Below are 20531 nucleotides of genomic sequence, written 5' to 3'. Positions count from 1 at the left end.
GCCCTGGCGGCCCGGAGGAATGCCGGTTCAGGGCATGAGCAGGACGTCCGGGCGTCCGCCGCCTGCCTCGGCGACGATCTCGGCGACGGTCTGGGGCGGGCGTACGGTCGCGAAGGAGACCGACCCGTCGTCGTGGGTGACGAAGCCGTACACGCCCGGCCGGGCGAGGGAGTTGTACGCGTAGTGGTGCGCGAAGTAGTACGCCCCGGTGTCCAGCGCGGCCACGATGTCGCCCGGTTCGAGGAGCGGCAGCGGGCGGTTCACGGCCAGGAGGTCGCCGGCGAAGCAGGCCGGCCCGGCCACGTCCTGGTCGACGAGCGGGCCGCCCGTCCTGGGCATCCCCTTGGCGTCGTACGCGGCGATCCGCAGCGGCCAGGAGACGGGGTCGTAGACGGTACGGGTGGCGACCTGGACGCCCGCGTGGGTGACGGCGATGGGGCGGGACCCGGACGTCTTGGTGTACTCCACGCGGGCCAGCACGGTGCCGTGCTTGGCCAGCAGTGACCGGCCGAACTCGGTGACCAGGCCGTAGCGTCCGTCGAACAGCCCCGGTACCTCGGCGGCGAGCAGCCGGGCGTACTCCGCGTACGTCGGGGTCTCGTCGTCGGAGGCGAAGTTCACCGGCAGCCCGCCGCCGATGTCGATGGTGTCGATCTGGTGGCGCCCGGCGGCCGTGTTGATCTCCTCGGCCAGCTCGTACACCTCCCTGATGCCGGTGACGAGGAGGGACAGCGGCAGTCCCTGCGAGCCGGAGTGGGTGTGCAGCCGGGTCAGCCAGGGCCGGTCGAGATACGCCCGTACGACGCGGTCGCGGGCGCCCTCGTCGCGGATCGCGATGCCGAACTTGGAGGTGGCGGTGGCGGTGGACAGGGCGTCGATGGTGCCGCCGCCGATCTGCGGGTTGACGCGCAGCCCGAGCGGGGAGCGGGTGGGGGTCTGCTGGAGCAGGGCGTCGAGGCGGGCCAGCTCCTGCGGGTTGTCGGCGTTGACGGCGATCCCGAGGGCGAGGGCCTCGCTCAGCTCGGCGGGTGTCTTGGCGGGCGAGTCGAGCACGATCCGCGTCGGGTCGATCCCGGCCGCGCCGGCCAGGGCCAGCTCGCCGGGGCTGGCGACCTCGGCGCCCAGGCCCGCCGCGTACAGCAGGCGCAGGACGGGGACGAGCGGGGACGCCTTGACGGCGAAGGCGTGCAGCACGGGCGCGTCGGTGACCTCCGCGAAGGCGGTGTGGAGGGCGGCGGCGGAGGCACGGACTCCGGCGACGTCGAGGAGGGCGGCGACGGGTGCGGACTCGGTGAGGAGGGCTTGGTCGACTGCTGCTCGTACGGCCTGATCGCGACGGTCTGAAGCCATGTTCTCCAGCCAATCATCCGGCGGCGGGCACCGCAGCCGTTGACTACATCTATTCATCCGGTCAAGATGTGAATAACTGAATCTGCAACCGCAGCCGACCAACTGCGACCGAGGAGGCATCCCCATGTCAGGACCCCGCCCCGTACGGGCCCCGCGCGGTACGGAACTGAGCGCCCTGGGATGGCAGCAGGAAGCCGCCCTGCGGATGCTGCAGAACAACCTCGACCCCGAGGTCGCCGAGCACCCCGACAAGCTCGTCGTCTACGGCGGCACCGGCAAGGCCGCCCGCGACTGGCGCTCCTTCGACGCCATGGTCCGTACGCTGCGGACGCTCAAGCAGGACGAGACGATGCTCGTCCAGTCCGGCCGCCCCGTCGGCGTCATGCAGACCCACGAATGGGCACCGCGGGTCCTGATCGCCAACTCCAACCTCGTCGGCGACTGGGCGAACTGGGAGGAGTTCCGGCGGCTGGAACAGCTCGGTCTGACCATGTACGGCCAGATGACGGCCGGGTCGTGGATCTACATCGGCACCCAGGGGATCCTCCAGGGCACCTACGAGACCTTCGCCGCCGTCGCCGCCAAGAAGTTCAACGGCACCCTCGCCGGGACCATCACCCTCACCGCCGGCCTCGGCGGCATGGGCGGCGCCCAGCCGCTCGCCGTGACCATGAACGACGGCGTCGCCATCTGCATCGACTGCGACCCCCGCGCCATCGAACGCCGCATCGAGCACCGGTACCTGGACGTCAAGGCCGACTCCCTGCAGCACGCCCTCCAGCTCGCCGTCGAGGCCCGCGACGCCCGCCGCCCCCTCTCCATCGGCCTCCTCGGCAACGCCGCCGAGCTGCTGCCGCGCATGCTGGCCGAGGGCGCGCCCATCGACATCGTCACCGACCAGACCTCCGCCCACGACCCGCTCTCCTACCTGCCGCTCGGCGTCGACTTCGACGACATGGCCGACTACGCGGCCAAGGACCCGGCCGGGTTCACCACCCGCGCCCGGGAGTCGATGGCCCGGCACGTCGAAGCCATGGTCGGCTTCATGGACGCGGGCGCCGAGGTCTTCGACTACGGCAACTCCATCCGCGGCGAGGCCCAGCTCGCCGGCTACGACCGGGCGTTCGCCTTCCCCGGCTTCGTGCCCGCCTACATCCGCCCCCTGTTCTGCGAGGGCAAGGGCCCCTTCCGCTGGGCCGCCCTGTCCGGCGACGCCGCCGACATCCACAAGACCGACAAGGCCATCCTCGACCTCTTCCCCGAGAACGAGTCGCTGGCCCGCTGGATCAAGATGGCCGGCGAACGCGTCCACTTCCAGGGCCTGCCCGCCCGCATCTGCTGGCTGGGTTACGGCGAACGCGACCGCGCCGGCGAGCGCTTCAACGACATGGTCGCCTCCGGCGAGCTGTCCGCCCCCCTCGCCATCGGCCGCGACCACCTCGACTGCGGCTCCGTCGCCTCCCCGTACCGCGAGACCGAGGCCATGCTGGACGGCTCCGACGCCATCGCCGACTGGCCGCTCCTCAACGCCATGGTGAACGTCGCCTCCGGCGCCTCCTGGGTGTCCATCCACCACGGCGGCGGCGTCGGCATGGGCCGCTCCATCCACGCCGGCCAGGTCACCGTCGCCGACGGCACCCCGCTCGCGGGCGAGAAGATCCGCCGCGTCCTCACCAACGACCCCGGCATGGGCGTCATCCGCCACGTCGACGCCGGCTACGACATCGCCGAGTCCGTCGCGGACGAGCGCGGCGTCCGCGTCCCGATGCGGGAGGGCGACCAGTCGTGACCGGCTCCACGGGCGCACCCCCACCCACCGGTGTGCAGCCGCCCTCGTTCCACACCATGTGGGCCGACCTCGCCCCCATCGGCCGCCACGCCGGGAGCGGTGGCTACCGCCGCCACGCCTGGACCGGCGCCGACGCCGACTGCCGCACCTGGTTCCAGGAGCAGGCCGAGGCACGCGGGCTCACCTACGAGACCGACCGCAACGGCAACCAGTGGGCCTGGCTCGGCGACCCCCTCGGCCCGGACGCGGTCGTCACCGGCTCGCACCTCGACTCCGTCCCGGACGGCGGCGCCTTCGACGGCCCGCTCGGCGTCGTCTCCTCCTTCGCCGCGCTCGACGAACTCCGCCGCAGGGGGGCCACGTTCCACCGGCCGCTGGCCATCACCAACTTCGGTGACGAGGAGGGCGCCCGCTTCGGGCTCGCCTGCGTCGGCTCCCGCCTCACGGCCGGACAGCTGACGAAGGAGGCCGCGTACCAGCTCCGCGACGGTGACGGCGTCACCCTCCCCCAGGCCATGGAGGCCGCCGGATACGACCCGGAGGCCATCGGCCCGGACCCGGAGCGGCTGGCCCGGATCGGCGCGTTCGTCGAACTGCACGTCGAGCAGGGCCGCGCCCTCGACCTCACCGGCGACGCGGTCGGTATCGCCTCCGCGATCTGGCCGCACGGCCGCTGGCGGTACGACTTCCACGGCGAGGCCAACCACGCCGGCACCACCCGGCTCGCCGACCGGCGCGACCCGATGCTGACGTACGCCGAGACCGTCATCGCGGCCCGCCGCGAGGCGGAGCTGGCGGGCGCCGTCGCCACCTTCGGCAAGATCGCGGTCGAGCCGAACGGCGTCAACGCCATCCCCTCGCTCGTACGCGGCTGGCTGGACTCCCGCGCGGCCGACCAGGCGACGCTGGACGCTGTCGTGTCGGCCGTCGAGGCAGCCGCCCACGAGGCGGCCACCCGCCAGGGCGTCGACCTCACCGTCGTACGCGAATCCTTCACCCCCGTCGTCGAGTTCGAGCACGCGCTCAGGGACGAACTCGCCAAGATCCTCGGCGGCCAGGTCCCCGTACTCGGCACCGGCGCCGGGCACGACGCGGGCATCCTGTCGGCCTCCGTCCCCACCGCGATGCTGTTCGTCCGCAACCCCACGGGCGTCTCCCACTCCCCGGCCGAACACGCGGCCGAGGACGACTGCGTGGCCGGCGTCCTCGCACTCGCCGACGTGCTGGAGGGCCTGGCGTGCAGCTGACCTACTGGTGCGAACACGCCTGGCTCGGCACCCACGTCGAGCCGGGCGTCACCCTCGACGTGACCGACGGCCGCATCACCGCCGTACGCACCGGCGCCGACACCCCGCCGCCGGGCACCGTGCCCCTGCGCGGCCTGACGATCCCCGGCCTCGCCAACGCCCACAGCCACGCCTTCCACCGGGCGCTGCGCGGCACCGTCCAGGTGGGATCCGGCACCTTCTGGACCTGGCGCGAGGTGATGTACCAGGTCGCCTCCCGCCTGACACCCGACACCTACTTCGCGCTCGCCCGCGCCGTGTACGCGGAGATGGCGCTCGCCGGCATCACGGCCGTCGGCGAATTCCACTACCTGCACCACGCGCCCGGAGGCACCCCGTACGCCGACCCCAACGCCATGGGTGAGGCGCTGGCCGCGGCGGCCGGCGAGGCGGGAATCCGCATCACCCTGCTCGACACGGCATACCTCTCCTCCGGCTTCGGCGCCGCCCCCGACCGGCACCAGCAGCGCTTCTCCGACGGCACGGCGGACGCGTGGGCCGAGCGGGCCTCCCTCCTCAAGGACCGGGACGGCGTCCGCATCGGCGCGGCCATCCACTCCGTACGCGCCGTCCCCGCCGATCAGCTGTCCACGGTCGCCCAATGGGCCGCCGACCGGCAGGCGCCCCTGCACGTCCACCTCTCCGAGCAGACGGCGGAGAACGACGCCTGCCTGGCCGCCCACGGACGCACACCGGCCGAGCTGCTCGCCGACCACGGCGTACTCGGCCCGCGCACCACGGGCGTGCACAACACCCACCTCACGGACAAGGACATCGCCCTGCTCGGCGGCACCGGCACCGGCACCTGCATGTGCCCCACGACGGAACGGGACCTCGCCGACGGCATCGGCCCGGCCGTCGCCCTCCAACGGGCCGGCTCGCCGCTGTCGCTGGGCAGCGACAGCCACGCGGTGATCGACCTGCTGGAAGAGGCACGGGCGATGGAGCTCGACGAGCGCCTCCGCTCCCGCACCCGTGGCCACTGGACGGCCGCCGCACTGCTGCACGCCGCCACCGCCGACGGGCACGCCGCCCTCGGATGGCCGGACGCCGGCCGCCTCGAAACCGGGGCGCTCGCCGACTTCACGACGATCGCCCTCGACACGGTCAGGACAGCGGGACCGGTGCCGCGTCTGGCAGCTGAGACAGCGGTATTCGCCGCGTCGGCAGCGGATGTGCGCCATACGGTCGTGGGCGGTCGCCATGTCGTACGGGACGGGGTCCACGCCCTGGTCCACGATGTGCCCCGAGCGCTGACGGACTCGATCGCCGCGCTGCACGGCTGAAGGAGACATCTCGCACCATGAACAGCGGCAACGAGACGACGAACAACCCCCCGGCGACAGCCGCCCCCCCGACCGCGAACAACACGGTCGCGGCGACGGCCACCGTCATCACCAACATCGCCAGCCTGGTCACCAACGACCCCTCCCTCGGTGACGGATCCCCCCTCGGACTGATCCAGGACGCGGCCGTCGTCATCGAAGGCGACCGCGTGGTCTGGATCGGTGAATCAAGCAAAGCACCCGCCACTGACAATCGGGTCGACGCAGACGGCAGGGCCGTGATCCCCGGGTTCGTCGACTCCCACTCCCATCTGGTCTTCGCGGGAGACCGCACCGCCGAGTTCAACGCCCGCATGTCCGGGCAGCCGTACGCCGCCGGCGGCATCCGCACCACCGTCGCCGCGACCCGCGCCGCCACCGAAGAGGCCCTCGAAGCCAACGTCACCCACTACCTGCGCGAGGCGCTCCGCCAGGGCACGACCACCTTCGAGACCAAGTCCGGCTACGGACTCACCGTCGAGGACGAGGCCCGCGCACTGCGCATCGCCGCCCGCCACACCGACGAGGTCACCTACCTCGGCGCGCACATCGTCTCCCCCGACTTCGCCGACGACCCGGCCTCCTACGTCGCCCTGGTCACCGGCGAGATGCTGGACGCCTGCGCCCCGCACGCCCGCTGGATCGACGTCTTCTGCGAGAAGGGCGCCTTCGACGGCGACCAGGCCCGCGAGATCCTGACCGCCGGCAAGGCGCGGGGCCTGCACCCGCGCATCCACGCCAACCAGCTCTCGTACGGGCCCGGCGTCCAGCTCGCCGTCGAACTCGACGCGGCGTCGGCCGACCACTGCACGCATCTCACCCAGGCCGACGTGGACGCCCTCGCCGGTGGCCGTACCGTCGCGACACTCCTCCCCGGGGCCGAGTTCTCCACCCGCGCCGAGTGGCCCGACGCCCGCCGACTGCTCGACGCGGGCGTGACGGTGGCCCTGTCGACGGACTGCAACCCGGGCTCGTCGTTCACGTCCTCGGTGCCGTTCTGCATCGCCCTCGCCGTACGGGACATGGGCATGACCCCGGACGAGGCCCTCTGGTCCGCCACGGCCGGCGGCGCGGCCGCCCTCCGCCGCACCGACATCGGCCGCCTCACCCCCGGCGCCCGCGCCGACCTCGCGCTCCTCGACGCCCCCTCCCACGTCCACCTCGCCTACCGCCCGGGCGTGCCGCTGGTGTCGGCGGTCTGGCGGCGCGGTGAACGGGTCGTCTGACGACAGGTCACACGTTGTCGCCCTCCCGGTCGTGCCGACCGGTGGCGACCAGGTCGAGTGCGCCCGGCGGCTCCGGAAGGAGCGGGGCGCACTCGGTGCAGGCGTGGACGGTGACACCGGGTCCCCAACCGGCGTGCACCTCGGCCACGAGGACCGGGGAGGTCGCGCAGCGGTCACCCCGCACGCACATCCGCCGCGGCATTCGGGCGGCCGTCATGCCGGGCCCGGGCGCCGACGAGGTGCGCATCGAGGTCGCGCCCGAAGTCCGCCGCCATCACCGGTACGCGCCATGTGGTCTGTTTTTCTCCACCGGTTCAGGTGGATCACTGGACAGGTACTCCACCCCGGTACTGGACTGCCTGGTGGACAGCCTGCGTGCTCACCTTCCCCGACCGCCGGCCTGAGGACTCATCACGTTTCGAACTCGCCGGTCCATGAACGCTCCAGAAGGTGCTTGGGCAGGTACTCCGACTCGACCTCGATCGGGAACCCGGCATCGTAGGCGAAGCAGGCCATGGCCAGAGGACCGATAGCCACAAGGCCGTCACTGTCCTGTGCGCGCTCAGCATCAGCAGTCCAGAACTCTCTGTGCGATCTGAGGGCGTCGGCAAGCGAGTTGTTGAAGCCCTCGTGGTCGCCTGTGACGAACCGATGGAACAGGTCGATCGGCGGCCAGATGATCTTCGACAGCAACTCGGATCCCGCAATCTCGGTGGCTCCGGGGGCGGCGCCCCGAGCTGCCTCAACCAGCTTCTGGCTGAAGTCCTGGCGCCCCAGCCAATAGGACTGCAGTGCTTCCACCCAGGAGTAGATGTACTCGTCGTAGACCGAGCCGGACTCGCGCAGCAGCGAAACCGGCACCTGGCACAGTGCCGTCATGCGGTCCTGATCACGGCAGATGACGGCCAGCCAGAACGCCGTGACCCAGTTTCCCGCGTCCACCCAAGGCTTTGGACCTGTCGCCGGAATCGTACGCATCTCGTGGTGGATGCGGCATTCCACGCTCTCCCCCGACGTCGTAGCGGCAGCGAACATGGCGGAGCCGGACTGCATGGCTGTCACCCACGCCTCCCACGTCTCGATCCATTCTGCCGTGGGGTCCGCGGCCGCTCTGGCCCGAGCCAAGATCATCGACGAGCTCATGGCGTCCGCGACGGCCTGGGGCGACTTGTGGAGATCCTCCAGCGCCCAGATGGTGCCTCGGTCGAGTACCGGATCGCGCCCCGGGGCGTGGTCCGTGCGGAAACCATGGCGGGGGACGACGGCAGCCACTAGCGCTCTTCCCTGTAGAGGTCGAAGTACTGGAGTTCCGCCCCAGCATAGGTTCCGGGGTGCTCGTTCGCCCTCACCAGGACGTACTGCACCTCTTTGTTGCGGAGCCCCCGCAGCATTTCCTCGGCAGTACTCTTATCCGGGTCACCGCGTTTGGTCATTTCGTGGAGGATTGTCCGGACGTACTCAAGGGTTCCTTGCTTAACCATTTTCTGGCTCTCCGGACCGGCTCCCTTTCGCCAGTCCAGTCTGCCGTCAGGCGCCTTCGCTTCGACGATGACGAAGTCGCCCTTCCCCTCGTTGAGACGGTACAGTTGATCAAATCTCCTGGATCCGTTGCCGGTCTCCATGAGGTGTATTTCCTGGGCGTTGTCGAAAATCTCCGGAACCGCGTGAAGTCGTGCCGCTCCTTCGCCGAGGTTCTCCCCGATCTTGGAGTTGTTGGGTCGCCCCTCCATGGACTTTCGCGCCTCTTTGAGCGCTTCCAGTTTCTCAGGGGTCGGGTTCTTGTCATAGGCCCGCTGGGCGCTGCCGAGGTCCAGAAAATCTCTGTGCGCCCTTGCCAAATCGTCGAGTTCCCCACTGACTTCACGTTTCACCGAATCCAAGTCGAGCGCGACCGGCTTCAATCGGTAGTACTCGCGGTCCGCGTACGGGAGTTCATCAGTGGCGACAAGTCGTCCATCGGTGAGTTCCGTCAGCTTGGGCAGAAGTTGCCCATCGACGTATTCATTGGCTCTCCTGCGGTGCACCCGGGCATCGTAATGCGCCTTTCGCCATTCTGGATCCTCGTTGGCCAGGCGGACATGCTCGTCCCGGATGCGCTTCATCTCCTCCGGAGACCGGCTCACAGGCTGATCACCGGCATTACCCCCCGCGCCGTCGTCGGCGCCGTCCGCGCCACGGGAGGTCTCGTCCGGGCTGCCCGTGACCCGGTCCCGGGCTTCGTGGGGGGCGCTCACCGGTATGCCACTGTCGGCGGAGGAGCCACCAGGGTGGCTGTTGTCGGCCGTCGCGCCGCCGGGCACGTCATGTGCGCCACCGCTTGTACTTGCGCTGCTGGAGCGACCGCCGCCCGTCGGACTGCTGTCCATGTTGTTGGTCGGCATGTGGTTGCCCGCGCCGCCGCCCGGGCGGTTGTCACCCGCCTGGGCCGCCGGCTCCGACGGCGTCTCCGGGGCGCCGTTGGGGGTGTCGTCGCCGAGGCGGCCCATGTCGCCCGGGCCGGTGCCCAGGCTGTCGCCCACCCGCAGGACGTCGTCCGAGGCCGCGGCGCCCGCGCCGACCAGGGCCGGCTGCCTGGCCGGGGTGTCGGCGCGGGAGGGGGCCGCCGGAGAGGTGGCCGCTCCCGAGGTGGCGGGAGGATTCTCCTTCTGGGCCTTCTCGGCGTGCTGGACGAGGTTGCCGTCGGAGTCGTACAGATGGCCCTCGGGGTCGACGTAGACGGCCTGGCCGTTCTCGTCGGTGAGCCGGACCGTGCCTTCGGGGAGGGCGATCGTGCCGTCGGTGACCTTGAGGGTGCCCTCCCGCACGGGTACCGCTCCGGCCGGGGCCGGCGTGTCGGCGGGAAGGCGGACCATGCCGTCGCCGAAGTCGATGGAGCCCGGGGGGATCGGGGTGCCGTCCGGGAGGCGGACCGTGCCCGGGGGGACCTCCACGACACCCGGGGGGACCTCCGCCCCGTCAGGGAGGTGCAACGTTCCGTCTGGCAGGAGGGAGGCCCCGGAGGGCAGCTCGACCGTACCGGGCGGGAGGCTGACGTCGACGTGGCCCATGCCTCGCAGGCCGGTCATGACGTCACCGAGCTTGGACATGCTCGCGGTGCCGCCCTTGAAGAGGTACGTCGTGGGGTCGAGCGCCCGGTTCGCCTTGCCCGCGAAGGAGAGGGCCCTGGCGGCCACGCCGGCTTTGCCCGCGCCCGACACCGCGCCTCCTGCACCGGCCGTGAAGACGGTGCTGAGCACGTTGAAAGTCACCGTGCCGCCGGCCCGGGCGGGGTTCTCCTCCCACTGATCCCAGGCGACGAACGCCTTGCCCGCCTCCTTCATCGCGGTACGCGAGTCCCGCAGCCAAGGCGGGAGCTGGTCGTCGGATGCCGAGCCGTACCACCCACCCACGACCGGAATCGAGCTGATGGCCACTCCCGTGGCGACCATCCCCAGGCCCTTCCACGCCTGCCCCGCCTCGTCCCAGCCGTGGATGCCGACGAGGGTGCCCAAGCTCGTGACGGTGCCCCACACGCCGTCGACGAAGAAGCCCTCGAAGAAGTCGCCGGCGTGTTCCCACACCTGCCACCCCGGGGTGGACTCGGCGACCGCGTCGCCCCACGGCAGGCTCTCGGCCTGCTTGAGCATCTCGGCGTCGTACCCGTACATGCCAGGTTGGTGGGACCCGTCGTCGACCTTGAGCGGCGTGCCGTCGACAAGGGCAATGATCTTGTCGTGGCAGGCCCTTTCCGCGGCCTGGAACTGGGTCCAGACCTCGGCGATCTCGTTGCGGCGGTCGAGGTTCTCATCCGTCAGGTCGCCGTCCTCGCGCCACTTCTCGTCGTCGGCGACCTTGTTGCGGAAGTCGGCCGCGGCCTGGCGCAGGTCGTTCAATCGCTTCACCAGGGGACGGATGTCGTTGGCGTACGTCCCCAGCGCACCCGCGATCACACACAGGTCCGAGCCGACCTCAAGCGCCTTGTCATGGACCGGCTGCGTGGTGGCGAAGAGCTGCTCCGCCTCGGGGGCCTTGTAGAAGCCCCGCAGTCCACCGAAGGATGTATGGACGTCCCCTGCGGCCGTGGAGATCTTCACCCCGGCGCCGGACAGGGCCTTCACCTTCTCGTCCAGTAGAGCCTCGTTGCCGGTGAAGACCGGGACTTCGGCCGGGTCGACCGGTGCGTCGTTGCTCAACTCTTCTGCCCCCCGCGGCCCTTCGACAGGTCACGACACACCTGTCGAATGGATCATGTGTACGACATGACTATCAACCTGCTCGTCACGGGTGCAATCAGCAATCACGCCAGTCTCGAACTAGCCTGGAAGCATGACCGCCGACGCGGTGACGCTGTTCCTCTGCGGTGATGTGATGCTCGGCCGCGGGGTGGACCAGATCCTGCCCCGGCCCGGTGACCCCGCCCTCCAGGAGTCGTACATCCGGGACGCCCGCGCGTACGTCGAGCTGGCCGAAGCGGCGAACGGGCCCATACCGCGGCCCGTCGAGCCCGGCCGGCCCTGGGGGGACGCCCTGCGGGTGCTCGACGAGGTGGCGCCGGACGTGCGGGTGGTGAACCTGGAGACGAGCGTCACCGGCGACGGGGTGTTCGCGGCCGGGAAGGAAGTGCACTACCGGATGCACCCGCAGAACCTGCCCTGTCTGGCCGCCGCCCGGCCCGACGTGTGCGTGCTGGCCAACAACCACGTGCTGGACTTCGGCCGGCGGGGGCTGGAGGAGACGCTCGACGCCCTTGCCGGGGCGGGCCTGCGGGCCGCCGGTGCCGGGCGGACCGCGGACGAGGCCCGGCGGCCGGCCGTCGTCGAACCGGGGAGCGGTCCACGGGTCGTCGTCGTCGCCTTCGGGATGGAGTCCAGCGGCATCCCGCCCGACTGGGGCGCCACCGAAGAGCGGCCCGGGGTCGCCTTCGTACCGGGGCCGACGTACGAGGCGGCGGCCGAGATCACCGGCCGGGTACGGGAGGCCGCCCGGCCCGGTGACGTGGTGGTCGCCAGCGTCCACTGGGGCTCCAACTGGGGGTACGCCGTCGGCCGGGACCAGGTCCGGTTCGCGCACGCGCTGATCGACGGCGGCGTCGACGTCGTGCACGGGCACTCCTCGCACCACCCCCGCCCCCTGGAGCTGTACCGCGACGGGCTCGTCCTCTACGGCTGCGGGGACCTCATCGACGACTACGAGGGCATCACCGGCTACGAGTACTACCGGGACGACCTCCGTCCGCTGTACTTCGTCACTGTGGAGCCGGGCTCCGCCCGCCCGCCCGCCGTACGGATCGTGCCGATGCAGGCCCACCGCATGCGCCTGCGTCACGCCCCGCCCGAGGACCGCGAGTGGCTGCGGGGCACCCTGGACCGCGTCAGCCGCGGCTTCGGCGTCCGCGTCGGCCTCGACGCCGCCGGCGCGCTCGTCGTAAGCTCCCGCTGACCCCACACACATGAAGCACAGCCTGCCGACCCCGGCAGGCTGTTTTCGTCTGCCCGAAAGCCCTTGGAGGAGAGTGCTCATGAAGCTCGGTCTCACCTGCCCACGGTTCGTCTGGCCCGGCGGCGACGCCGCCATCGCGGCGCGGTTCGCGGATGTCGCGCGCGGCGCGGACGAGGCCGGGCTCGACAGCTTCTGGGTGATGGACCACTTCTTCCAGATACCGAACTTCGGCGCCGCCGAGGACCCCATGCTGGAGGCCTACAGCGCCCTGTCGTACGCGGCCGCCCTCACCCGCCGCGTCACCCTCGGCACGCTCGTGACGGGTGTGACGTACCGTCAGCCCGGGCTGCTGCTCAAGCAGGTGACCACCCTGGACGTGCTGTCCGGCGGGCGGGCCGTGCTCGGGATCGGGGCCGGGTTCCACGAGGAGGAACACCGAGGGCTCGGGTTCCGACTGCCGCCGGTCGCCGAGCGGTTCGAGCGGCTGGAGGAGACACTGCGCATCGCCAAGCGGATGTGGAGCGCCGAGGACACCCCGTACGAGGGCAAGCACTACCGCCTGGCCCGCACCCTCAACTCGCCCCAGTCCCTCTCCCGCCCCCACCCACCCATCCTCATCGGCGGCAGCGGCGAGAAGAAGACCCTGCGGCTGGTCGCCCGCTACGGCGACGCGTGCAACCTCTTCCTCGGCGCCGACGTACGCCACAAGCTGAACGTGCTGCGGGCGCACTGCGAGGCGGAGAGGCGGCCGTACGAGGCGATCGAGAAGACGCTCCACATACGGGTGCCCGACGGACAGTCCGTGGACGAGAGCGTCCAGCGCTGCGGCGAGCTCGCGGAACAGGGCATCGACCACATCATCGTCGCCATGCCGGACCCCTCCACCCACGCCTCCCTCACGCACCTGGCCGAGCTGGCACGGCAGGTGCGCGCAACGAAATGAGATGCGGCCGGAGGCGGCCGTTCCCTACTCTGGTGGACATGTCTACGCCCCGGATCTCCTAGCTCAGGACACACGCCCCACGCCACCCGTGTGTCCTTTTGCTTATCCGGAGCGTTAAACCATGCTTACCGTTCGTGGTGCCGACGTACGCGTCGGCGCCCGGCTGCTGCTGGCCGGCATCTCCTTCCACGTCGCGCCCGGCGACCGTATCGGCCTGGTCGGCCGCAACGGCGCGGGCAAATCCACCCTCATGAAGATCCTCGCGGGGCACGTGCGCCCCGCCGCCGGTGACGTCGTCGCCACGGGGTCCGTGGGCCACCTCGCACAGGACCCGCGCGCCGCCGACCCCGCCACCACCGTCACCGACCGGATCCTGTCCGCGCGCGGGCTCGACCGGGCGGTGCGGGAACTGCGCGCGGCCGAGGCCGCCCTGACGGACGCCTCCGGCGCCTCCGGCGCCCGCGAGGCGCCCGACGTCCGCACCGCGCCCGACCGGCGCCTGGAGCGCGCCATGGCCGCCTACGCCCGCGCCGAGGCGGAGTTCCAGGCCCGGGGCGGGTACGCCGCCGAGGCCGAGGCCGCGCGGGTCGCCGCCGGACTCGGGCTGCCCGGCCGGGTGCTGAACCAGCCGGTGGGCGAACTGTCCGGCGGGCAGCGGCGCCGGGTCGAACTGGCCCGGATCCTGTTCTCCCGCCACGACACGCTGCTGCTGGACGAGCCGACCAACCACCTCGACGCCGACTCCGTCGGCTGGCTGCGCGGCTTCCTCACCGGCCACCCGGGCGGGCTCGTCCTCATCAGCCACGACACCGACCTGCTCGCCGCCACAGTCAACCGGGTCTTCCACCTCGACCCGCACCGCGCCACCCTCGACGTGCACAACACCGGCTGGCACGCCTACCTCGCGCAGTGTGCCGCCGACGAACGACGCCGCGCCCGCGAGCGGGCCAACGCCGAGCGCAAGGCGTCCGCGCTGCGCACCCAGGCCGACCGGATGCGGGCGCACGTCGCCACCGCGACCGCCGCGAAGAACATGGTGCGCCGCGCCGACCGGATGCTGGCCGGCCTGGAACCCGCCCGCCGCGCCGACAAGGTGGCTCGCATCCGGCTGCCCGAGCCGGCGCCCTGCGGGCGGACGCCGCTCGGCGCGGTGTCCCTGACCAAGGCGTACGGCACCCACCAGGTCCTCACCGGCGTGGACCTGGCCGTCGACCGGGGCAGCCGCCTGGTGATCCTCGGCCACAACGGCGCGGGCAAGTCCACCCTCATGAAGATCCTCGCCGGCCTGGAGGAGCCCGACACCGGCCGGGTGGTGCACGGGCACGGGCTGCGGCTCGGCTACTTCGACCAGGAGCACGACACCCTGGACCGCGCCCGCACGGTCGGTGAGAACCTGTCGGCCGCCGCCCCGCACCTGACGGACGGTGAGGTACGCCGGGTCCTCGGCGCGTTCCTGTTCGGCGGCGACGACGCCGACAAGCCGGCCGGTGTGCTGTCGGGCGGCGAGAAGACCCGCCTCGCCCTCGCCCGCCTGGTCCACTCCGGCGCCAACGTCCTCCTGCTGGACGAGCCGACGAACAACCTGGACCCCGCCTCCCGTGACGAGGTCCTCGCCGCGGTGTCCGGCTACCCGGGCGCCATCGTGATGGTCACCCATGACGTCGGAGCCGTCGAGGCCCTGCGCCCCGAGCGGGTCCTGCTCCTCCCGGACGGCGACGAGGACCTGTGGAGCGCCGACTACGCCGACCTGGTCGCGCTCGACTGAGCCGCTGCCGATGGGCAGACGGCCGGGCATGGTGCGGTGACGGGAGGCGGTGGCTGAGGGGGAGGACAGGAGTCACCGCGCCCGGCCCGTCGGCCGTGATGGGGCGCCGGGTCACCCTCCGCCCGGCGGGCCCTGGCCGGGCGGGCCGTGGGCCCGGCGAGTCTCGGCCGGGCGCGTCTCGGGCTCGGCGGCCCCGTCCTGACGGGTCTCGGCCCAGCGGGCCCTGCGCTCGGTAGGTCCTGTCCTGACGGGCTGTAGGCCGGCAGGTCCCGGCCTGGCGGCCCCTGAGCTCGGCAGGTCCCGGCCGGGCCGTGGCCCCGGCGAGTCTCCGCCTAGCGCGTCCTCGGCCCGGCGAGTCTCGGCCTGGCGGGCCCTCCGCCCGGCAGCTCCGGGCCCCGGCGGGACACGGCCCGCCGGCTCCGGCCCGGCGGGTCCGCCGCCCGGGCGGATTCCCTGGTGGTGTTGCGCCGACCGGCGGACGGTGGCGCGACAGGCAGGGGGTCGCGGGCTTCAATGCCTTCATGGGAGGCGAGGCTCGCCGCAGGCGCAAAGGTCCGCTGCGGGCCGGGCAGTGGGGCCGGCAGGCGGTCCGGCGCTTCCAGAAGAGCCGGCCGGGCAGGTTGTGGGGCCGCATGTGGAGCCGGCTCGCGGCGGCCGACTTCTTCAATCACGCGCTCCAGCTGTCCGCGCTCGCGCTGCTGTGCTTCTTCCCGATGCTCATCGTCCTCACGGAGGCGACGGGCCGCGACACCGCCGCGGTCGTCATCCGGTGGCTGGGGGTGAACCAGGAGGCCGCGGACGCGGTGGCGTCGCTCTTCGTCCCCGGGCCCGGCTCGGACACGGTGACGGTGGTGAGCGGTTTCCTCATGGCCCTGGGGGCCGTGGCCGTGGCGGGCACCCTGCAGAGCTGGTACCAACTGCTCTTCGACGTCCCCAACCGGGGATGGCGCGACGTCGGGGTCCAAGTGGTGTGGCTCGTCTTCCTTCTGGTCTTCGGCGCCGTCCAGGGCGCGGTCGGCCGCGTGACCGGAGGGCTGCCCCTGAGGAGCCTGGCCGGGTTCGTCTGGGCGGTCGCCTTCTGGTGGGGCACGGCCTGGGTGCTCCTGTCCGGCGTGGTGCGGTGGCGCACCCTCCTCGCGCCCGCGCTGGCCACCAGCGTCTGCTGGTTGGGCCTGGGCCTGTTCTCCGCGCGCTTCTTCTCCGCGTCGATCGTGGCCAACGAACAGCGGTACGGCCCCGTCGGCGTCGTCATGATCATCATTTCCTGGCTGGTGGCGGTGGGGGTGGTCATCCATCTGGGCGCGGTGGTCGGCCGCATGCTCACCGACCGCCCGGACACCCCCCACCCCCCGCCCCGCACCCCCGGCAGCAGCGGCGATCATGGCAACCTGGCCCGATGAAGACCATCGGACTGATCGGCGGCATGAGCTGGGAATCCAGCGCGGAGTACTACCGCCTCCTCAACGAGCTCGTACGCGAACGCCTCGGCGGGCTGCACTCCGCGCGGTGCATCCTGCACTCCGTCGACTTCGCGGAGATCGAGCGGCTCCAGGTCTCCGGTGAGTGGGAGCAGGCCGGGGAGGTCCTCGCCGAGGCCGCCCGCGGGCTGGCGGCGGCCGGGGCGGATCTGCTGCTGATCTGTACGAACACCATGCACAAGGTCGCCGGCCAGGTGCAGGACGCGGTGCCCGTGCCGCTGCTGCACCTGGGGGACGCCACCGCCGACGCCGTACGCGCGGCGGGGCTGAAGACCGTGGGGCTGCTCGGTACGGCGTTCACCATGGAGCAGGACTTCTACCGCGACCGGCTCGCCGGGCACGGGCTCACCGTCCTGGTCCCCGAGGCGGAGGGGCGGGCCGAAGTGCACCGGATCATCTACGAGGAGCTGTGCCTCGGTGTCGTCGAGGACTCCTCCCGCGCCGCCTACCAGCGGGTCATCGACCAGCTCGTGGCCGACGGCGCCGAGGGCGTCGTCCTCGGCTGCACCGAGATCGAGCTGCTGATCGGGCAGGAGCACAGCCCGGTGCCGGTCTTCCCCACCACCCGCCTGCACGCAGAGGCCGCCGTCACCGCCGCCCTGTCCCTTTGATCACGTTTGATCATCCGTTTCCCTCACGTCACTACCTGGGCGACTGACCCTGTCCCGGAGTGATGTGGACCGGTACCGTCCTGTCCCAGCAAGACTCAGGGGGAGACCGGGGGGTCCGAGTTGAGCGCTGTACGCATGCATGTCGTGAAGCCGGGGGAGCTCAACCAGGAAGAGGCCGACGCCTGGCGTGAACTGCGCGGCAAGTCCGGCGCGCCCGCCAACCCCTTCATGGAGCCCGAGTTCACGCTCGCCGTGGGCCGCGTACGGCCCACCGCACGGGTCGCCGTCCTCAGCGAGGACGGCGAACCGGCCGGGTTCTTCCCGTACGAGACCGGCCCCTTGGGACACGGGCGTGCCATCGGGCTCGGTGTGTCCGACTGCCAGGGCGCGGTGCTGCGCCCGGGAATCGGCATCACCGCGCGTGAACTGCTGCGCGGCTGCGGGCTGTCGGCCTGGGAGTTCGACAACCTCGAGGCCGGGCAGGGCGCGTTCCTGCCCGGCGCCGTCGAGGAGTTCGCCTCGCCGGTCGTCGACGTGGGGGAGGGGTACGCCGCGTACGAAGCCCGCTTGCGCGTCCGGTCGCCCAAGTTCCTGAGGACGACCCTCGCCAAGGAGCGGCGCCTCGGCCGCCGCGAAGGGGAGGTGCGCTTCGTCCTCGACGAGCGCGACCCCGCCGCGCTGCGCACGCTCATGGCGTGGAAATCCGCCCAGTACCGCCGCACCGGCCGCCGTGACCGGTTCGCGAGGGAATGGATCAGCGCCCTGGTGCGCGACCTGCACACCACCCGCACGCCGGGCTGCTCCGGACTCCTGTCCGTCCTGTACGTCGCCGAGAGGCCCGTCGCCGCGCACTTCGGGCTGCGCTCCCGCACCGTCCTGTCCTGCTGGTTCCCGGCGTACGACACCGCGTACGCCCCGTACTCGCCGGGCCTGGTCCTCCACCTCCGCATGGCGGAGGCGGCCGCCGCGGCCGGCATCGGGATGCTCGACCTCGGCCGCGGCACCGCCGAGTACAAGGAGGCGCTCAAGACCGGTGACCTGCGCGTGTACGAGGGCGCCGCCGTACGCCCCGGGGTGCGGTCCGGCCTCCACCGGCTGAGCCGTGAGCCGGCTCGCCGCGCCCACCGGTTCGTACGCGACCGGCCCCGGCTCGCGGGATACGCCCAGCAGGCGCTCAAGCAGGTCGGCCGGCTGCGCGGCCACTGAAGGAGGTCCCATGCACACGCCCAGGCCCATCGCCGTAGCCGACCTCGATCTGGAGGACCTCGACAAAGACGTCATCCTGTCCTTCCGGTGCGACACCGACGGACCGGAAGGCGACGTCCACGCCCTCGTACGGCTCCGGGGCCGCCCCATCGGCACGGTACTCGGCCACGTCCCGCCCGGCGCCGACCCCGCCCGCACCCTCGCCGCGCTCGCCCGCGAGCGGCTGGCCGGCCACCGGCCGCCGCCGCCCGAGACGTACCGGGACCTGCCCCGTACCTCCGTCGTCGTCGCCACCCGGGAACGCGCCGGGCAGCTCTCCCGCGCCCTGGACTCGCTGCTCGACCAGGACCACCCCGACTACGAGATCGTCGTCGTCGACAACGCGCCCCGCACCGGAAGCACGCGCGAGCTCATCGAACGCAAGTACGCGGAAAGCGTGCGGTACGTGCGCGAGGACGTGCCCGGTCTCGCCGCCGCCCACAACCGGGGCGTCGCCGCCGCCGACGGCGCCGTCCTCGCCTTCACCGACGACGACGTGGTCGCCGACCCGCACTGGCTCACCGCCCTCACCGCACCCTTCGCGGACGACCCGCGCATCGGCTGCGTCACCGGGCTGATCCTGCCCGCCCGGCTGCGCACCCCCGCCCAGATCCTGCTGGAAAGCCACGGCGGCTTCACCAAGGGCTTCACCCCCCGCACCTACGACCCGGCGCGCCCGCCCGCCGACCAGCCGCTGTTCCCGTTCACCGCCGGCAGCTTCGGCTCCGGCGCCAACATGGCGTTCCGTGCCACCGCCCTCGAGGGCATCGGCGGCTTCGACCCGGCCACCGGCACCGGGACGCCCGCCAGGGGCGGCGACGACCTGTACGCGTTCGTCCGCGTCCTCGCCGCCGGGCACCGCCTGCACTACACGCCCGACGCCCTCGTCCGGCACCACCACCGCGAGACCTGGCAGGACCTGCGCAACCAGGCGTACGGCTACGGCGCCGGCCTCACCGCCTACCTCACCGCCCTCGCCGTCCGGCGCCCCGCCCTGCTGCCCGCCCTCCTCGCCCGCCTCCCGCGCGGCCTCGCCCACGCGCGCGCGATGACCGCGGCCCGCGCCGCCACCGGACCGGGCGCAGTACCCGGCGAGCACGCCACGCACGGCCACCCCTGGCCGCGCAGCCTCTCGCGGCTGGAACGGCGCGGAATGCTCTACGGGCCGCTCGGCTACGCCCGGGCGCGGCTGCGCACCAGACGACCGGAGGCGAGATGAGAGCCCCCATTCCCGTCCTGCTCTACCACGCCGTGATGGACGACCCACCCGCCTGGATCGCCGAATTCACCGTCACGCCCCGCGACTTCGCGGCGCAGCTCGACGCCGTCGTGGCGAGCGGCCGCACGCCCGTCCACCTCTCCGCGCTCGCCGGGCGTCTGACCGGGAAGGGCGACCTTCCGCCCCGGCCCGTCGTCCTCACCTTCGACGACGGCTTCGCCGACCTGCCGGGCCCCACCGCCGAGGCGCTCGCCGCCCGCGACCTGCCCGCCACCGCGTACCTGACCACGGGGGCGATCACCCCCGGGCGCGCCTGCCTCCTGCCACCCGCACCGATGATGGCGCTCCCCGAGGCGCCCCTGCTGGAGCAGTACGGGATGGAGGTCGGCGCCCACACGGTCACCCACCCCCAGCTCGACACGCTCCGGCCCCGCGAGGTCCGACGCGAACTGCGCGACTGCAAGGCGGTCCTGGAGGACGTGCTCGGCCACGCGGTCGCGCACCTGGCCTACCCGCACGGCTACAACAACCGCGCCGTGCGCCGGGCCGCGCTCGACGCCGGGTACGCGTCCGCCGTCGCCGTTCGGCACGCGCTCAGCTCCGACGCGGACGAGACGTACCGCATCGCCCGGCTCATCGTGCGCCGTACGCACACCGTCGCCGACATCGAGGACTGGATGGCGGGCCGCGGCGCGAGGACCGCCCCGTACCGGGACTCGCCGGCGACGGTCGGCTGGCGGCTGTACCGGCGGGCCAGGGCGACGGTCCGGGGCCGGCCCGAGTTCGCGGGCTGAGCAGCCGGGTCCGGCAGACCGGGAGTCCGGCAGTCCGGGAGTCCGGCAGTCGGGGAGTCCGGGGTTATCCACAAGAATCACC

At 72.2% G+C, this 20531-nt stretch carries 16 protein-coding genes; 12 read left to right on the top strand and 4 right to left on the bottom strand.

Annotation, left to right across the window (positions count from 1 at the left end; all coding sequences use genetic code 11):
* Window positions 1–27 precede the first annotated feature (27 nt).
* On the bottom strand, window positions 28–1350 hold the full coding sequence (locus tag ACZ6C1_RS21170) for a type III PLP-dependent enzyme domain-containing protein (RefSeq protein WP_469242678.1): 1323 nt from the start codon (window positions 1348–1350) through the stop codon (window positions 28–30).
* Between the two features lie 124 nt (window positions 1351–1474).
* On the opposite strand from ACZ6C1_RS21170, the gene hutU reads away from it, so the two are divergent.
* Genes hutU through hutI form a run of 4 tightly spaced genes read left to right on the top strand, consistent with a single transcriptional unit; the run spans window position 1475 to window position 6976 of the window.
* Window positions 1475–3139: a urocanate hydratase gene (gene hutU, locus ACZ6C1_RS21165; protein WP_469242677.1), complete on the top strand. Its 1665-nt coding sequence runs from the start codon at window positions 1475–1477 to the stop codon at window positions 3137–3139.
* A gap of 56 nt (window positions 3140–3195) precedes the next feature.
* Window positions 3196–4386, top strand: a complete 1191-nt coding sequence (locus tag ACZ6C1_RS21160; protein ID WP_469242985.1) for an allantoate amidohydrolase — start codon at window positions 3196–3198, stop codon at window positions 4384–4386.
* Window positions 4377–5711 carry a formimidoylglutamate deiminase gene (locus tag ACZ6C1_RS21155; RefSeq protein ID WP_469242676.1) on the top strand — a complete coding sequence of 445 codons (1335 nt, stop codon included), beginning with the start codon at window positions 4377–4379 and terminating at the stop codon, window positions 5709–5711. Before ACZ6C1_RS21160 ends, ACZ6C1_RS21155 begins: the two co-directional genes overlap by 10 nt.
* A 17-nt stretch (window positions 5712–5728) precedes the next feature.
* The gene (hutI, locus tag ACZ6C1_RS21150; protein ID WP_469242675.1) at window positions 5729–6976 is read left to right on the top strand and encodes an imidazolonepropionase; all 1248 of its coding nucleotides are present in this window, start codon (window positions 5729–5731) and stop codon (window positions 6974–6976) included.
* Between the two features lie 7 nt (window positions 6977–6983).
* Here the strand turns inward: hutI and ACZ6C1_RS21145 are convergent, their stop codons facing one another.
* The 3 genes from ACZ6C1_RS21145 to ACZ6C1_RS21135 all read right to left on the bottom strand — a co-directional run bounded on the left by ACZ6C1_RS21145 (window position 6984) and on the right by ACZ6C1_RS21135 (window position 11148).
* Entirely contained in the window at window positions 6984–7193 is a 210-nt protein-coding gene (locus tag ACZ6C1_RS21145; RefSeq protein ID WP_469242674.1) for a hypothetical protein, read from the bottom strand.
* Between the two features lie 194 nt (window positions 7194–7387).
* The gene (locus tag ACZ6C1_RS21140; RefSeq protein ID WP_469242673.1) at window positions 7388–8248 is read right to left on the bottom strand and encodes an immunity 49 family protein; all 861 of its coding nucleotides are present in this window, start codon (window positions 8246–8248) and stop codon (window positions 7388–7390) included.
* The gene (locus ACZ6C1_RS21135; RefSeq protein ID WP_469242672.1) at window positions 8248–11148 is read right to left on the bottom strand and encodes a hypothetical protein; all 2901 of its coding nucleotides are present in this window, start codon (window positions 11146–11148) and stop codon (window positions 8248–8250) included. The genes ACZ6C1_RS21140 and ACZ6C1_RS21135 overlap by 1 nt, the downstream gene beginning before the upstream one ends.
* Before the next feature lie 133 nt (window positions 11149–11281).
* Between ACZ6C1_RS21135 and ACZ6C1_RS21130 the strand changes: the two genes are divergently transcribed.
* The 8 genes from ACZ6C1_RS21130 (at window position 11282) to ACZ6C1_RS21095 (ending at window position 20449) form a co-directional block, all read left to right on the top strand.
* Window positions 11282–12394, top strand: coding sequence for a CapA family protein (locus ACZ6C1_RS21130; protein WP_469242671.1), 1113 nt, complete (start codon window positions 11282–11284; stop codon window positions 12392–12394).
* Window positions 12395–12473: 79 nt separating this feature from the next.
* Window positions 12474–13337, top strand: a complete 864-nt coding sequence (locus ACZ6C1_RS21125) for an LLM class F420-dependent oxidoreductase (RefSeq protein WP_469242670.1) — start codon at window positions 12474–12476, stop codon at window positions 13335–13337.
* Between the two features lie 121 nt (window positions 13338–13458).
* Window positions 13459–15102: an ABC-F family ATP-binding cassette domain-containing protein gene (locus ACZ6C1_RS21120; protein WP_469242669.1), complete on the top strand. Its 1644-nt coding sequence runs from the start codon at window positions 13459–13461 to the stop codon at window positions 15100–15102.
* Between the two features lie 521 nt (window positions 15103–15623).
* Window positions 15624–16502, top strand: coding sequence for a ribonuclease BN (locus tag ACZ6C1_RS21115; RefSeq protein WP_469242668.1), 879 nt, complete (start codon window positions 15624–15626; stop codon window positions 16500–16502).
* Window positions 16499–17191 (top strand): aspartate/glutamate racemase family protein, encoded by a 693-nt coding sequence (locus ACZ6C1_RS21110; protein ID WP_469242667.1) that lies wholly within the window; start codon window positions 16499–16501, stop codon window positions 17189–17191. The genes ACZ6C1_RS21115 and ACZ6C1_RS21110 overlap by 4 nt, the downstream gene beginning before the upstream one ends.
* A gap of 135 nt (window positions 17192–17326) precedes the next feature.
* Window positions 17327–18397, top strand: coding sequence for a GNAT family N-acetyltransferase (locus tag ACZ6C1_RS21105; RefSeq protein ID WP_469242666.1), 1071 nt, complete (start codon window positions 17327–17329; stop codon window positions 18395–18397).
* Between the two features lie 10 nt (window positions 18398–18407).
* The gene (locus ACZ6C1_RS21100; protein WP_469242665.1) at window positions 18408–19655 is read left to right on the top strand and encodes a glycosyltransferase family 2 protein; all 1248 of its coding nucleotides are present in this window, start codon (window positions 18408–18410) and stop codon (window positions 19653–19655) included.
* The gene (locus ACZ6C1_RS21095) at window positions 19652–20449 is read left to right on the top strand and encodes a polysaccharide deacetylase family protein (RefSeq protein ID WP_469242664.1); all 798 of its coding nucleotides are present in this window, start codon (window positions 19652–19654) and stop codon (window positions 20447–20449) included. The genes ACZ6C1_RS21100 and ACZ6C1_RS21095 overlap by 4 nt, the downstream gene beginning before the upstream one ends.
* Window positions 20450–20531 lie beyond the last annotated feature (82 nt).

The sequence above is a fragment of the Streptomyces sp. NPDC041796 genome (assembly GCF_055590785.1).
The sequence above is the reverse complement of the archived record's forward strand: the minus strand, read 5'-3'. Positions and strand labels throughout refer to the sequence as shown.